The organism is Leisingera sp. UBA4491 (assembly GCF_002388965.1).
Lineage (GTDB): Bacteria > Pseudomonadota > Alphaproteobacteria > Rhodobacterales > Rhodobacteraceae > Leisingera > Leisingera aquaemixtae.
On record NZ_DGNN01000026.1, the window covers coordinates 455,343 to 468,218 of the forward strand.

Genomic DNA, 12,876 nt, shown 5'->3' on the forward strand with positions numbered 1-12,876 from the left:
TGGCGGGAAATATCCCCGCCGGAGGCATGAAAGTTCCGGCGCGCCGCCCGCGCCCTGTCCCAAGGTCCAGATGACATGAGCGCTATCGACAGCCTTCCCCCCTTGCGCGAGGTGATCGCGACGCATCAGCTGTCCGCGCGCAAGTCATTGGGCCAGAACTTCCTGCTCGACCTGAACCTGACCGCCAAGATCGCCCGCCAGGCCGGCGACCTCACCGGTTGCGACGTGCTGGAGATCGGCCCCGGCCCCGGCGGCCTCACCCGCGGGCTGCTGGCCGAGGGCGCCCGCCGGGTACTGGCGGTGGAGAAGGACAGCCGCTGTCTGCCGGCGCTGCAGGAAATCGCGGACGCCTACCCGGGCCGGTTCGAAGTGATCAACGGCGACGCGCTGGAGATCGACCCGCTCGAACACCTGACGCCGCCGATCCGCATCGCAGCCAACCTGCCCTACAACGTCGGCACCGAACTCCTGGTGCGCTGGCTGACGCCCAAGGAATGGCCGCCCTTCTGGGAAAGCCTCACCCTGATGTTCCAGCGCGAGGTGGCCGAGCGCATCGTGGCGCAGCCCGGCTCCAAGGCCTATGGCCGCCTGGCGATTCTGGCCCAATGGCGCGCCGATGCCCGCATCGTGCTGTCGCTGCCGCCCGGCGCGTTCACACCGCCGCCCAAGGTCTCCAGCGCGGTGGTGCATCTCGACGCCCTGCCCGAGCCGCGTTTCCCGGCCGATGCCGCGATCCTGTCGCGGGTGGTGGCTGCCGCCTTCAACCAGCGCCGCAAGATGCTGCGCGCCTCGCTCAAGGGGATCTCCCCCGATATCGAGGCGCATCTGACCGCCGCCGGCATCCCGCCGACCGAGCGCGCGGAACAGGTCAGCCTGGAGGCCTTCTGCGCGCTGGCCCGCGAGCTGGCCAAGGCCTGAGCCCTATCCCCGAAGTCTTTGCCGGAGCCAGATTCCCCGATGACCCAACCGGTTTCCTCCCGCCCGACCCTGCTGTCCGTGAACGTCAACGCGGTTGCCTATCTGCGCAACCGGCGCGAGGTGCCCTGGCCCAACCTGACCGACATCGCCCGCGCCATCCTGCAGGCCGGCGCCCATGGCATCACCGTGCATCCGCGCCCGGATGAGCGCCATATCCGGTTTTCGGACCTGCCGGACCTCTCCCGTCTGATCGCAGAGGAGTTCCCGCAGGCGGAATTCAACATCGAAGGCTACCCGACCCGCCATTTCATCGACCTGGTGCTGGAGAACAAACCGCATCAGGTGACGCTGGTGCCCGACACGCCCGAACAGTCCACCTCCGACCACGGCTGGGACTTTGCCGCCGATGGCGGGATGCTTTTGCCCGTCGCGCAGGAGTTCAAGGCCGCGGGCATCCGGGTCTCCTATTTCGTGGACGCCAACCCGGCGGACCCCGCGCTGGCGCAGCAGGCAGGCGCGGACCGGATCGAATTCTACACCGGGCCTTACGCCGATCAGACCAGCCCGGACGCCACCGGCCGGGAACTGGCCAGGATCAAGGCTACAGCAGACGCCGCCCGCCAGCTTGGCACGGCGGGCGCCAGCACTGCGCTGATGATGAATGCCGGCCACGACCTGACCGTGGACAACCTGCCCGCCCTGCGCCAGGCCATCCCGGATCTGGCCGAAGTCTCCATCGGCCACGCGATCACCGCAGATGCGCTCATGCTGGGCTTTCCGGAGGCGGTCCGCCGCTACCTGCGGGTGCTGGGCCACGCGGCGTAACCGCCCGGCAGTCCAAGCCGGTGCGGATCTTGACGGCCCGCCCCCCGGCTGCCTTATGCTGCCTGCAACAGCCAGCCAGCAGGTGCAGGAGCGGCGGATGGAGTTTTTGTCAGAATACCGCGGCCACACCCGCGAAATCATCGGTCTTTTCCGTGCGGCCTTTACCGCGTCGGAGGGCGAAGCCGAAGGCGGCCTGATCGCGGGCCTGGTCCGCGATATCTTCGCCAAAACGCCGGATCAGGACCTGTTTGTCTTTTCGGCCTGGGACGGCAGCACGCTTATCGGCTGCATCATGTTCTCCCGGCTGCGCTACGATCAGGACAGCCGCACGGTCTTCCTCCTGTCGCCGGTTGCCGTATCGCCCAGCCGGCAAAGGCAGGGGATCGGGCAGGCGCTGCTAAAACACGGGCTGAGCAGGATCCGCGAACACGGCGTGGACGTTGCCGTCACCTACGGCGATCCCGCCTATTACGGCAAGACCGGGTTCCGCCAGATAACCGAGGCGCAGGCCGCGGCCCCCGTGCCGCTGCGTTTCCCGGAGGGATGGCTGGCGCAACCGCTCAGCGGCGCAGAGCTTGCGCCCCTGCGCGGCCCGTCATCCTGCATCGAGGCCCTGAACAACCCGGACTACTGGTAGCCCAAGCTGCAAACCTGGGATTTCTCCCGCAACAGCCGCTCACCAAAACAAAGACCCCTGGCGCCATCGGCACCGGGGGTCCTTCGCTGTTCTGGTTTTGCGCCGCTTATTCAGCAGCTTCAGCCGGGCCGTCTTCGGTCTTGGGCTTCGGCTTCGCGCGCGGGCGGCTGGTTTTCTTCGGCGCGGGTTTTGCCTCCGCATCGCCGCCGCCGTCGCTGGCCTCTGCCGTGTCATCCCCTTTGGATGCCGGCTTGCGGGTCCGCGGCTTGCGGGCCGGGGCCTTTTTCGGCGCGGCCTCAGCCGCAGCATCCGAAGGTGCCGACTGGCTTTCCGGTGTTTCGACAAGACCGCTGTCAGCGCCGTTGCCGTTATCGCCGCGCGGGTCGATCACCTCGGGCTGCGGGCTGCCGGCCGGGTCTGCCGACGGAGCAGCCGATGCGGCCTCACGCTCCTGGCGCTCCAGCCGTTCGGCCCGCTCGCGGTCGCGCTCGGCCTGGCGTTCGCGGTTCTGCCGCTCCTGCTCCTCGCGGCGCGCCTCGATCTCGCGCTGTGCTTCATTCAGCATGCGCAGGTAATGCTCGGCGTGCTGCTGAAAGTTCTCAGCGGCAACCCGGTCATTGCTCAGCTGCGCATCGCGGGCCAGTTGATTGTATTTGTCGATGATCTGCTGGGGCGTTCCGCGCACCTTGCCTTCGGGACCGGAGCTGTCGAACACGCGGTTGACAACATTGGCGCCATTGGGACGGTTCCGGTTCGACTTGGAACGTGAACGTGATTTGGACGATCTCATATGCCTAACGTAAGCCTTGAGTTAATGCGCCGTAGACCCATATCGTGCGCGCCTCAACGCCGGATCATAAGCTTTTTTGGGCTTGATGCCGCGGGAAGGCTTCGAGAGCTTTCTCCTAAAGCGGCTCCTTCTGAGTAACCATTTTCCGCAGCCCCAGACAAGGGGCACAATGGTATTTTCTGTGTTTTTTCTTTCGAATTCGCGAATTTCCGTGTCAAACGCCGCTCTTTACGCTGGAATGCGCCCGCACCACCCGGTCGCGCCCGTCCAGATCCTGCAGCACGGCAATGCCGCTCAGACCGGCCTCTTCCAGCAGCGCGCTGACCGCCTGGCCTTGCGACGGCCCGATTTCCAGCAGAACCCGTCCGCCTGGCGCCAGATGCCCGGCCACTTGCGCGGCGATCCGCCGGTAGGCCCCCAGCCCGTCGCCGCCATCGGTCAGCGCAATACCGGGCTCATGCCCGCGCACCTCCGCCGACAGGCCTTCCATCTCGTCCAGCGCAATATAGGGCGGGTTCGAGACGATCAGGTCGAACTGTCCTTCAACCGCCTCAAACCAGTCGGATTGCCGGATATCGGCCCGCGCCTGAACCCGGTGCAGCACCGCATTGGCGCTGGCCTGCAGACAGGCCGCCTCGCTGATATCCACCCCCAGCCCGGTCGCCTCCTGCCGCTCGGCCAGAAGCGTCACCAGAATGCAGCCGGAGCCGACGCCAAGGTCCAGAACCCGGCTGTAAGGCTCTGCCAGCGCCGCCTCGACCAGTATCTCGGTCTCGGGCCGCGGGTCCAGAACATCGCGCGACACCTTGAAGCGGCGGCCGTAAAACTCCCGCTCGCCGATCAGATGCGAGACCGGCACCCGCACCGCCCGCAGCGCAATCAGCTGCTCATAGCGCTCGGCCACCTCCGGCGCCAGCTCCTCCGGCGCGATCAGCGTCACCCGGCTGGCCTCGATGCGGGCCGCATGGGCCAGCAGCACCCGTGCATCCCGCGCCGGATCCGGCACCCCTGCCGCCCGCAGCCGCGCCGTTGCAGCCGCCATCGCCTGTGCCGCGGTCTCTGCCATGCTCACTGCCCCATCTCGGCCAGCAGCCGGGCCTGATTGTCCGCCGTCAGCGCGTCGATAATCTCATCCAGATCGCCGCCCATCACCTGATCCAGCTTGTAAAGCGTCAGGTTGATGCGGTGGTCGGTCATCCTGCCTTGCGGAAAGTTGTAGGTGCGGATCCGCTCCGAGCGGTCGCCCGAGCCCACCTGGCTCGCCCGGTCCGCCGAGCGTTCGCTGTCGATCCGCTGCCGTTCCATGTCATAAAGCCGGGTCTTCAGCACCTGCATGGCAATCTCGCGGTTGCGGTGCTGGGACTTTTCAGACGAGGTCACGATAAGCCCCGTCGGCAGGTGGGTGATCCGCACCGCCGAGTCGGTGGTGTTCACATGCTGCCCGCCTGCGCCCGAGGCCCGCATAGTGTCGATGCGGATGTCGTTGGCGTCGATGTGAATGTCCACATCCTCCGCCTCCGGCAGCACCGCCACTGTCGCCGCCGACGTATGGATGCGCCCGCCGCTCTCGGTCGCGGGCACCCGCTGCACCCGGTGCACACCGGATTCGTATTTCAGCCGGGCAAAAACATTTTCGCCCTTGATATGCGCGACCACTTCCTTGATGCCGCCCAGTTCGGTCATCTGCTCTTCGATGATGTCGAATTTCCAGCCCTGCCCTTCGGCATAGCGCTGGTACATGCGCAGCAAATCGCCCGCGAACAAGGCCGCCTCATCGCCCCCCGTGCCGGGACGGATCTCCAGCATCGCCGGACGGCTGTCGGCGGCGTCCTTGGGCAGCAAGGCCAGCTGCAGCGCATGCTCGGCCTCCGGGATCGCCGCCTTCAGCGCCGGAATCTCTTCCGCTGCCAGATCCTTCATATCCGGATCCGCCAGCATCAGCTCGGCCTCATGCAGATCGCTTAGCAGCTTGCGGTAGGCCGTCACCTGCTCCGCCACCGGGCGCAGGTCGGAATATTCCTTGGCTAGTGCCGCAATGTCCCCGCCGCCGGCGCCATCTGCCATTGCGGCTTCAAGATACTGAAACCGCTGCAGGATCTGTTCCAGCCGTTCTTCGGGAACCATGGGCGCGCCTATTGTTGTTCATGTTTTGGCCAAGTGACCCCCATGTGATATGCTAGAGCCATGCGACATGCCAGAGTCCTTATTGCCACAATCCTCCTCACCCTGCCTGAGCTGGGACTGGCGGACGTGGAGGGGCCAGGCGGCAAGACCATCGACTGCTATTGCACCGACAAATCCGGCGCCCGCGTGGAACTGGGAGAGCTGCGCTGCCTGCAAGTCGACGGCCGCATGTTCATGGCGCAATGCCAGATGTCGCTGAACGTGCCGATGTGGCGCGAGGTGCAAAGCAGCTGCCTGTCGGCGTCGCTTGGGGATGTACAGAGTTCGCGCATTCAAAATGTGCTGCCACAACTCTGAGACCTTTTCCAATCTTCTTATCCGCCCTTCAAGAAGGGTAGATGTTCAGGTAAGCATCCCTAAACGGACGCTTGTACGAGTATTATTGAGCTTCAAAATTCAATTGCCCGCAACAGGCAGCAGCTATTGCCCTAAACCTACCCAAGAATGGCAAATCCTCGAAAGTTCATCATAGTTTTTCCTTTTTTCGGCAGGGCTGTACTGCCTGTTCACCCAACCGGCGGTGAAGCATGTCACGTAACCCGGCCTAGAGGCAGAATCTGGCGGAGGTGCCAACTGCTTCCTGTCCAGCTTCTCATTGAGTGAATCCATAGCGACGAATATCACGGCGCGATCTGTTGATCCATCATAGTATCCCGCCTGTACCCTGACGAACGGTGCCCCTGACAAAGCCAGAGCATTTGTATACTCCGTTTGAAAATTCGGGGGAATAAAATGCTCATCTTCCAAACTTGATAGAACTATAACAATTATGTCCGCGTCTTGATCGGAAACCCAAGCTCCCCCCTGATCAAATTTATTTGCCTCGGCATCGTGCCGCCAAAGATACTCGAAGAACTTAGGCGGCACACCGTGCACGCTTATTTGCAATGGCTCTTTCGCACTTGCGTGCACGGGCAGAAAGATCATTAGGACGTTGAGCGCAAAGAACAGTTTCTTCAAGTCAGTCTTCCCTTGCTAGAGAAATCTTTTCTGCTCAACACTTTCAAAAATCACCTGCCTTTGGATGCCCAAGAGTCACTCTTGTACTGTCTCTTTACCGGGTCAAGGGTGGCGCAGCCACCGCGCTTCAGCGCGGCTTGCCCTTGACGCGGCAAAAACTAACACAACCTGTATGGCGTCTTCACGCGCTGCCCCCCCTGAAGAGCCTCTCAGCAAAACCCACAGGCTCTGCCGCCAGAGGCGGAAGAGCCCGCGCCGCGCCCAGCGCGGCGCCCGGCCCAACTGCGAGGGGCTTTTTCAAAAGCCCGCGAGCAGGCGGGAGCGCCCCGCGCCGCTATTGCCCGGCGGAGGCTTCCTGCGAGGCGCCGTCCATCTCCGCCAGCCAGCCGTTGATCCGCTCCCTGTTGGCACCCAGATCGGAGCGGCCGAACCGCAGCCTGGCATAGACCTTCAGAAGATCGCCGTCCTGCGCCGCGGTGGTGTAATCGGGAAAGCCCAGCACCTGGGTGCGGGTGATATAGGTCACCATCCCGTCGTCCGGCCCGCCCGCCAGCACGCTGGTGCGCGGGGCATGGCTGGCGATGCGGTGGAACCGCTCCAGCCCGTCCGGCCCGGTTCTGACCACCCGGAACACGCCGCCGCGGAACTCCTTGTCCTCGGTGAACTCCGGCTGGGTGTTCCAGTCCAGCGGATCGCTTGGCGCCAGGCGGATGAACCCCAGCCCGGCGACAACGGCGGCCAGCAGCAGCCAGCCCAGCAGCATCAGCCGCCTCAATGCGGTTTCAAGGTCAAGCCTTGCCTCCTCCCTGCGCGGCCCTCCCCCGGCCTGTTGCGTGAGGCCGGACCGCTTATCTCGTTGCCACGCCCGGCAGCACGCACAGCAGCTCATAGAGCAGGTTTGCGCCCACCAAAGCGGTGTTGCCAGAGGGATCGTAAGGCGGCGACACCTCCACCAGGTCGCAGCCGACGATATTGACCCCCTTCAGCGCGCGGATCAGCTCCAGCGCCTGCGGCGTTGTCAGCCCGCCGATTTCCGGCGTGCCGGTGCCCGGCGCATAGGCCGGGTCAAGGCTATCAATATCATAGCTCACATAGACCGGCCTATTGCCGATATCGCGGCGAATTTCCGCACCCATCTGGTGCAGCGGCCGGTTCCACAATTCCTGCGCCGGGAAATGCTGGAAGCCCCAGCTCTGCGCCTCGGAAAAATCGGTGGCGGCATAACCGGTGCCGCGGATGCCGATCTGATAGGTCTTATCCGGAACAATCAGCCCTTCTTCATAGGCGCGGCGGAACACGGTGCCATGGGTCTCGCGCTCGCCGAACATCTCGTCGTTCACATCGGCATGGGCATCCACATGCACCAGCGCCACGGGACCGTATTTCTTGGCAATGGCGCGCAAGATCGGCAGCGTGATCGAATGATCGCCGCCCATCGCCACCGGGATCACCGCGCCCGACAGGATCGCCTCATAGCTGTCCTGGATGATTCTGAGCGAATCCGGCAGCGAGAAGGTGTTGATCGCCAGATCGCCTATATCGGCAATGTTCAGACTGTCGAACGGCGCCGCGCCGGTGGCCATGTTATAGGGCCGCAGCATCGCGCTTTCGGCCCGGATCTGCTTGGGGCCGAACCGGGTTCCGGACCGCCAGGAGGTGCCGATATCCATCGGAACCCCCAGAACCGCCACATCCAAGCCGTCCAGCGAGGTGGCCTGCGGCAGCCGCATAAAGGTGTTCGGCCCCGAGAACCGGGCCAGGTCATTTCCGCTGATCGGTTGATTGAAGTCAGTCATTGTCTCTCATGTTCCAGCCCAGAAGGCAGATGATCTCCGTCGCCACATGTGCCCCGGCAATAGCAGTTGCACCGGTTGTGTCAAAGGGGGGAGAGACCTCCACCACGTCACCGCCCTTGATATTGATGCCGGCAATCCCGCGCAGGATGCGCGCCACCTGCGCCGAGGTCAGCCCGCCCCAGACCGGCGTGCCGGTGCCGGGCGCATAGGCGGGGTCCAGGCAGTCGATGTCAAAGGTCAGATAGGTCGGCCGGTCCCCCAGGATTTCCTTGATCCGCTTTGCGGTCTCCACCGGGCCGATCTCATGCACCGTGGGGGCGTCGATGATATTAACGCCCAGCGTATCCTCATTGGTGGTGCGGATCCCCACCTGCACCGAGGTTTCGGGGTCCACGATCCCGGTCTTCACCGCCTTATAGAACATGGTGCCATGATCCACCCGCTCCATGTTGTCATCCGGCCAGGTGTCGGTGTGGGCGTCAAACTGCAACAGCGAGATCGGGCCGTACTTCTCCGCATAGGCCTTCAGCACCGGAAAGCTGATAAAGTGATCGCCGCCCAGCACGACCGAGGCCGTATCCGCGGCCAGAATGCCCCGGATATGCTCCGTCAGCGCAGCCGGGAATTCCGGCACATTGGCATGGTCAAAGGCCAGATCGCCGTAATCCGCAATCGCCAGCGTGCTCAGCGGCTTATGCGGCCAGCCATAGGGCTCATCCGGGCTTTGCAGGGCAGAGGCCTCGCGGATCGCCCGCGGCCCCAGCCGCGTGCCGGGCCGGTTGGTCACCGCCTGGTCAAAGGGCACGCCGGTGACGGCAATGTCCACGCCGGTCAGATCCTTGGTGTACTTTCGGCGCAGGAAAGACGTGGCGCCGCCAAAGGTGATCTCGAAACTCAACCCCTTCAGATCCTCGCGGGTGAAGGCGTGGTCGATCATATGTTTCGCGTCTTCCAGTGCCATGGCTCTGCGTCCCTGTGATACGGCTTCCGTTTCTGATCAGATACCGGCTGCGCCGGCCGCTGTCACCTGCGGCGGGCCTCACCCGCCAAGCGGCTGCGCACGCTCCACCAGCCGGGCAAAGAAGGATGCCCCCACCGGCGCGATGTCATCGTTGAAATCGTACTTCGGATGATGCAGCCCGGCACTCTCGCCCTGCCCCAGGAACAGGTAGGATCCGGGGCGCACCTGAAGCATATAGGCAAAATCCTCCGCCCCCATCTCGCGGCCGCCCTCGGCCTCGACATTGCCCGCGCCGGAGATCTCCTTGGCGACCTCCACCGCAAAGGCAGTCTTTTCCGCATCGTTGTAGGTCGCCGGGTAGCCGGTTTCATAGTCCAGTTCCGCCTCGACCCCATAGCTCGCCGCCTGGCCCGCAACGATCTCCTTCATCCGCCGCATCACCATCTTCTGCACGGCAGGATCAAAGCTGCGCACCGTACCGTTGATATAGGCGGTATCGGGCACCACGTTGTCGGTGGTGCCGGTGTGGATCTGGGTGACAGAGACCACCAGATCCTGCAGCGCGTGATGGTTGCGGCTGACAATGGTCTGGATCGCCTGCGCCATGCCGCAGGCCGCCATCACCGGATCGCGGGTCTCATGCGGCATCGCCGCATGGCCGCCCACCCCCTTGATATGAATACGGAACTCATCCGTTGCCGCCATCAGCGCCCCCGGCGTGGTCAGGAAATGCCCCTCCGGCAGGCCCGGCGCGTTGTGCAGCGCATAGACCTCGCCGATATCGAACCGCTCCATGATGCCTTCCTCGACCATGATGCGAGCGCCGCCGATGGCTTCCTCCGCAGGCTGAAAGATCAGCGCCACCCGCCCCTTGAAGTTCCGCGTCTCCGCCAGGTACTTCGCCGCCCCCAGCAGCATCGCGGTATGGCCGTCATGGCCGCAGGCATGCATGTTGCCCGCATGGCCTGAGGCGTATTCCGCCCCTGTCTCTTCCGGGATCGGCAGCGCGTCCATGTCAGCACGCAAGCCAATCGTTGGTCCTTCCCCCTGCCCGTTGATGATCGCCACCATGCCGGTCTGCGCGATGCCTTCGTGCAGCTCATCCACCCCGAACTCCCGCAGCCGCTCCGCCACAAAGGCGGCCGTCTTGGGCAGGTCCAGTGCCAGCTCCGGGATCTGGTGCAGATACCGCCGCCAGGCCTTCATCTCCTCGGCGTAATCGGCAATACGGTTCACAACGGGCATTGGGGTGGACTCCTGCTCCAGACTCGGGATGATGCATCTGACACCGGAAAAAGAGCAGCCGCAATGCAAGAAACAGACCTGATCCACGACCAGTCCGCGGGCATCGAGCGCCTCCTGGAAATCATGGCGCGGCTCCGTGATCCGCAGACCGGCTGCCCCTGGGACATCGAACAGGATTTTGTCAGCATCGCCCCCTATACCATTGAAGAGGCTTACGAAGTCGCAGACGCGATTGAGCGCGAAGCCTGGGATGAGCTGAAGGGGGAACTGGGCGACCTCTTGTTCCAATCCGTCTTCCACGCCCGGATGGCTGAGGAGGCCGGCCACTTCACCTTTCAGGACGTGGTGCGGACGATGTCGGACAAGATGGTCTCCCGCCACCCGCATGTGTTCGGGGAGGAAAGCCGCGAGAAATCCGCCGAACAGCAGACCCTCGACTGGGAAGCGATCAAGGCCGCGGAGCGCGCAGGCAAGGCGCAGAAAGGCACGCTGGACGGGGTCGCCATCGGCCTGCCCGCCCTGCTGCGCGCCTACAAGCTGCAGAAACGCGCCGCCCGTGTCGGGTTTGACTGGCCGTCAGCAGCCAATGTCATCGCCAAGATCACCGAAGAATGCGCCGAACTGGTGGAGGCCCGCGACACCCTCTCCCACGCCGAGGTCGAGGAGGAATTCGGCGACCTTTTGTTCGTGATGGCCAACCTTGGCCGCCACCTGGGGGTCGAGCCCGAAGCCGCCCTGCGCGCCGCCAACGCCAAGTTCACCCGCCGGTTCGAGGGCGTCGAGGCCAAGCTCGCCGCCCGCGGCAAACGCCCCGAAGACAGCGACTTGGCCGAAATGGATGCACTCTGGGACGCGGTGAAGGCAGACGAGCGCGCCTGAGCGCGCGCCTTCTGCTTCATCTTTCTATAAATACTCAAGTTCCGGCGCCCTGCCGCCGGGAGGACCGCACGTTTCCGTCGCGGGAAATCTCCGGAGATTTGTACCGGCCCGCCTGCCAGCGGTTCAATCCCGTCCGAACTGCGCGTAGTCTCGTGGCTCACGATTTACGGAGACCGCAATGAGCGCCAGGAAAATCATCATCGACACAGATCCCGGCCAGGATGATGCGGTCGCCATCCTGCTGGCGCTGGCCAGTCCAGAGGATCTGGATTTGCTCGGTATCACCTGCGTTGCCGGCAATGTGCCGCTGCCACTCACCAGCAAGAACGCCCGCATTACCTGCGAGGCCGCGAGCCGCACCGATGTGCCCGTCTACGCAGGCAGCAAGGCGCCGCTTGCCCGGCCGCTGATCACGGCAGAGCATGTGCACGGCCAGACCGGCCTTGACGGGCCCAAGCTGTGGGAGCCGCAGATGCCGCTGGCAGAGGGTCACGGGGTGGATTTCATCATCGCCACCCTGCGCGCGCAGGAGCCGGGCACCGTCACGCTGTGCACCCTGGGCCCGCTCACCAATATCGCCGCCGCCTTCAACACCGCCCCCGACATCATCGAGCGGGTGCAGGAGATCGTGATGATGGGCGGCGCCTATTTCGAAGTCGGCAACATCACCCCGGCAGCAGAATTCAACATCTACGCCGACCCAGAAGCCGCTGAAATCGTGTTCAGATCCGGCGCCCCGATCACCGTGATGCCGCTGGATGTGACGCATAAGGTGCTGGCCACCAAACCGCGTGTCGAGGCGATCCGCGCCCTCAATACCCGCGTTGGCCGCTTCACCGCCGAGATGCTCGACTTCTTCGAGCGCTTCGACATGGAGAAATACGGCTCCGAAGGCGGCCCGCTGCATGACCCCTGCGTCATCGCCTGGCTGCTCAAGCCTGAGCTGTTCTCCGGCCGCCATGTGAACGTGGAAATCGAAACGTCCTCCAGCCTGACCCTCGGCATGACGGTGGCCGACTGGTGGGGCGTCACGGACCGCACACCCAATGCCCTGTTCATCGGCGACGCCGACGCCGACGGCTTTTTCACCCTCCTGACTGAAAGGCTGGCCCGCCTATGAGCGCCGCCCTGCACCTCGCCAAGCCCGAACACCTCGACACCGTGCTGGCGCTGGTTGCCGCCTTTCACGCCGAATCCGGGCTGGAGAGCAGCGACGCGCACCGCCGCGCCGGGATTGATCCGCTCCTGAACGGCCACCCTTACGGCGCGGTCTACCTGATCGGCCCCACCCGCGCGCCGATCGGCTATATCGTGATCACCTTCGGCTGGTCGGTGGAGTTCGGCGGCATGGACGGGTTTGTCGATGAACTCTACATCCGCCCCGCAGTGCGCGGCCGCGGCATCGCCACCGAGGTCCTGACCGAGCTGCCGAAATCACTGGCAGCAGCGGGCGTGCGCGCCCTGCATCTGGAGGTCGACCGCGAAAACGAGACTGCCCAGCGGCTCTATCTGCGCACCCGCTTCCAGCCGCGCAGGAACTGCATCCTGATGACGAAAACCCTGTAGCGCTGCACCCGGCCGCCGTTTGGCGCGCCTGCCTCCGGTGCGCCCGTGGCTGAGGCAAAAGCCCGCCGCCGCAGCCCCTTGCGGGCGGATTAGCGCCGCAGCCGGAAAATCACGC

Annotated in this window: 15 protein-coding genes; 7 read left to right on the forward strand and 8 right to left on the reverse strand. The window is 64.4% G+C overall.

What is annotated here, in order from left to right; all coding sequences use genetic code 11:
* The first annotated feature begins 75 nt into the window (after positions 1 to 75).
* Genes rsmA through B2P87_RS15790 form a run of 3 tightly spaced genes read left to right on the forward strand, consistent with a single transcriptional unit; the run spans position 76 to position 2,380 of the window.
* Positions 76 to 918: a 16S rRNA (adenine(1518)-N(6)/adenine(1519)-N(6))-dimethyltransferase RsmA gene (rsmA, locus tag B2P87_RS15780; protein WP_141890139.1), complete on the forward strand. Its 843-nt coding sequence runs from the start codon at positions 76 to 78 to the stop codon at positions 916 to 918.
* Positions 919 to 957: 39 nt separating this feature from the next.
* The gene (locus B2P87_RS15785) at positions 958 to 1,743 is read left to right on the forward strand and encodes a pyridoxine 5'-phosphate synthase (protein ID WP_141890138.1); all 786 of its coding nucleotides are present in this window, start codon (positions 958 to 960) and stop codon (positions 1,741 to 1,743) included.
* 55 nt (positions 1,744 to 1,798) lie between these two features.
* Positions 1,799 to 2,380 carry a GNAT family N-acetyltransferase gene (locus B2P87_RS15790; protein WP_286852893.1) on the forward strand — a complete coding sequence of 194 codons (582 nt, stop codon included), beginning with the start codon at positions 1,799 to 1,801 and terminating at the stop codon, positions 2,378 to 2,380.
* 106 nt (positions 2,381 to 2,486) lie between these two features.
* On the opposite strand, the gene B2P87_RS15795 is transcribed toward B2P87_RS15790, so the two are convergent.
* The 3 genes from B2P87_RS15795 to prfA form a co-directional block, all read right to left on the reverse strand.
* A complete protein-coding gene (locus tag B2P87_RS15795) occupies positions 2,487 to 3,170 on the reverse strand; it encodes a DUF4167 domain-containing protein (RefSeq protein WP_058288087.1) in 684 nt (227 codons plus the stop codon).
* Positions 3,171 to 3,384: 214 nt separating this feature from the next.
* Entirely contained in the window at positions 3,385 to 4,236 is an 852-nt protein-coding gene (gene prmC, locus B2P87_RS15800; protein WP_208764530.1) for a peptide chain release factor N(5)-glutamine methyltransferase, read from the reverse strand.
* 2 nt (positions 4,237 to 4,238) lie between these two features.
* Positions 4,239 to 5,294, reverse strand: a complete 1,056-nt coding sequence (prfA, locus tag B2P87_RS15805; protein WP_141890136.1) for a peptide chain release factor 1 — start codon at positions 5,292 to 5,294, stop codon at positions 4,239 to 4,241.
* Positions 5,295 to 5,354: 60 nt separating this feature from the next.
* Between prfA and B2P87_RS15810 the strand changes: the two genes are divergently transcribed.
* Positions 5,355 to 5,651, forward strand: a complete 297-nt coding sequence (locus tag B2P87_RS15810) for a hypothetical protein (protein ID WP_141890135.1) — start codon at positions 5,355 to 5,357, stop codon at positions 5,649 to 5,651.
* Between the two features lie 123 nt (positions 5,652 to 5,774).
* On the opposite strand, the gene B2P87_RS15815 is transcribed toward B2P87_RS15810, so the two are convergent.
* From B2P87_RS15815 to B2P87_RS15835, 5 genes are all read right to left on the reverse strand, one after another.
* Complete coding sequence (locus B2P87_RS15815; protein WP_141890134.1) at positions 5,775 to 6,314, reverse strand: hypothetical protein; 540 nt, start codon at positions 6,312 to 6,314, stop codon at positions 5,775 to 5,777.
* A gap of 334 nt (positions 6,315 to 6,648) precedes the next feature.
* Positions 6,649 to 7,077 carry a DUF1499 domain-containing protein gene (locus tag B2P87_RS15820; RefSeq protein ID WP_411352931.1) on the reverse strand — a complete coding sequence of 143 codons (429 nt, stop codon included), beginning with the start codon at positions 7,075 to 7,077 and terminating at the stop codon, positions 6,649 to 6,651.
* A gap of 85 nt (positions 7,078 to 7,162) precedes the next feature.
* Entirely contained in the window at positions 7,163 to 8,110 is a 948-nt protein-coding gene (gene speB / locus B2P87_RS15825; protein WP_141890133.1) for an agmatinase, read from the reverse strand.
* Complete coding sequence (gene speB, locus B2P87_RS15830; protein WP_141890132.1) at positions 8,103 to 9,071, reverse strand: agmatinase; 969 nt, start codon at positions 9,069 to 9,071, stop codon at positions 8,103 to 8,105. The genes speB (B2P87_RS15825) and speB (B2P87_RS15830) overlap by 8 nt, the downstream gene beginning before the upstream one ends.
* 78 nt (positions 9,072 to 9,149) lie before the next feature.
* The gene (locus B2P87_RS15835) at positions 9,150 to 10,316 is read right to left on the reverse strand and encodes a M20 aminoacylase family protein (RefSeq protein ID WP_141890131.1); all 1,167 of its coding nucleotides are present in this window, start codon (positions 10,314 to 10,316) and stop codon (positions 9,150 to 9,152) included.
* A gap of 63 nt (positions 10,317 to 10,379) precedes the next feature.
* On the opposite strand from B2P87_RS15835, the gene mazG reads away from it, so the two are divergent.
* The 3 genes from mazG (at position 10,380) to B2P87_RS15850 (ending at position 12,761) form a co-directional block, all read left to right on the forward strand.
* Positions 10,380 to 11,195 (forward strand): nucleoside triphosphate pyrophosphohydrolase, encoded by an 816-nt coding sequence (mazG, locus tag B2P87_RS15840; protein WP_141890130.1) that lies wholly within the window; start codon positions 10,380 to 10,382, stop codon positions 11,193 to 11,195.
* Positions 11,196 to 11,373: 178 nt separating this feature from the next.
* Complete coding sequence (locus B2P87_RS15845) at positions 11,374 to 12,315, forward strand: nucleoside hydrolase (protein WP_058288078.1); 942 nt, start codon at positions 11,374 to 11,376, stop codon at positions 12,313 to 12,315.
* Positions 12,312 to 12,761 (forward strand): GNAT family N-acetyltransferase, encoded by a 450-nt coding sequence (locus B2P87_RS15850; RefSeq protein WP_141890129.1) that lies wholly within the window; start codon positions 12,312 to 12,314, stop codon positions 12,759 to 12,761. The genes B2P87_RS15845 and B2P87_RS15850 overlap by 4 nt, the downstream gene beginning before the upstream one ends.
* Positions 12,762 to 12,876 lie beyond the last annotated feature (115 nt).

Coding starts and splice junctions, on each gene's coding strand:
- prfA (WP_141890136.1), bottom strand. CDS start 5,294: ATGGTTCCCGAAGAACGGCTGGAACAGATCCTGCAGCGGTTTCAGTAT.
- B2P87_RS15785 (WP_141890138.1), top strand. CDS start 958: ATGACCCAACCGGTTTCCTCCCGCCCGACCCTGCTGTCCGTGAACGTC.
- prmC (WP_208764530.1), bottom strand. CDS start 4,236: ATGGCAGAGACCGCGGCACAGGCGATGGCGGCTGCAACGGCGCGGCTG.
- mazG (WP_141890130.1), top strand. CDS start 10,380: ATGCAAGAAACAGACCTGATCCACGACCAGTCCGCGGGCATCGAGCGC.
- B2P87_RS15795 (WP_058288087.1), bottom strand. CDS start 3,170: ATGAGATCGTCCAAATCACGTTCACGTTCCAAGTCGAACCGGAACCGT.
- B2P87_RS15810 (WP_141890135.1), top strand. CDS start 5,355: ATGCGACATGCCAGAGTCCTTATTGCCACAATCCTCCTCACCCTGCCT.
- speB (WP_141890132.1), bottom strand. CDS start 9,071: ATGGCACTGGAAGACGCGAAACATATGATCGACCACGCCTTCACCCGC.
- B2P87_RS15845 (WP_058288078.1), top strand. CDS start 11,374: ATGAGCGCCAGGAAAATCATCATCGACACAGATCCCGGCCAGGATGAT.
- B2P87_RS15835 (WP_141890131.1), bottom strand. CDS start 10,316: ATGCCCGTTGTGAACCGTATTGCCGATTACGCCGAGGAGATGAAGGCC.
- B2P87_RS15850 (WP_141890129.1), top strand. CDS start 12,312: ATGAGCGCCGCCCTGCACCTCGCCAAGCCCGAACACCTCGACACCGTG.
- B2P87_RS15820 (WP_411352931.1), bottom strand. CDS start 7,077: ATGCTGCTGGGCTGGCTGCTGCTGGCCGCCGTTGTCGCCGGGCTGGGG.
- B2P87_RS15790 (WP_286852893.1), top strand. CDS start 1,799: ATGCTGCCTGCAACAGCCAGCCAGCAGGTGCAGGAGCGGCGGATGGAG.
- speB (WP_141890133.1), bottom strand. CDS start 8,110: ATGACTGACTTCAATCAACCGATCAGCGGAAATGACCTGGCCCGGTTC.
- rsmA (WP_141890139.1), top strand. CDS start 76: ATGAGCGCTATCGACAGCCTTCCCCCCTTGCGCGAGGTGATCGCGACG.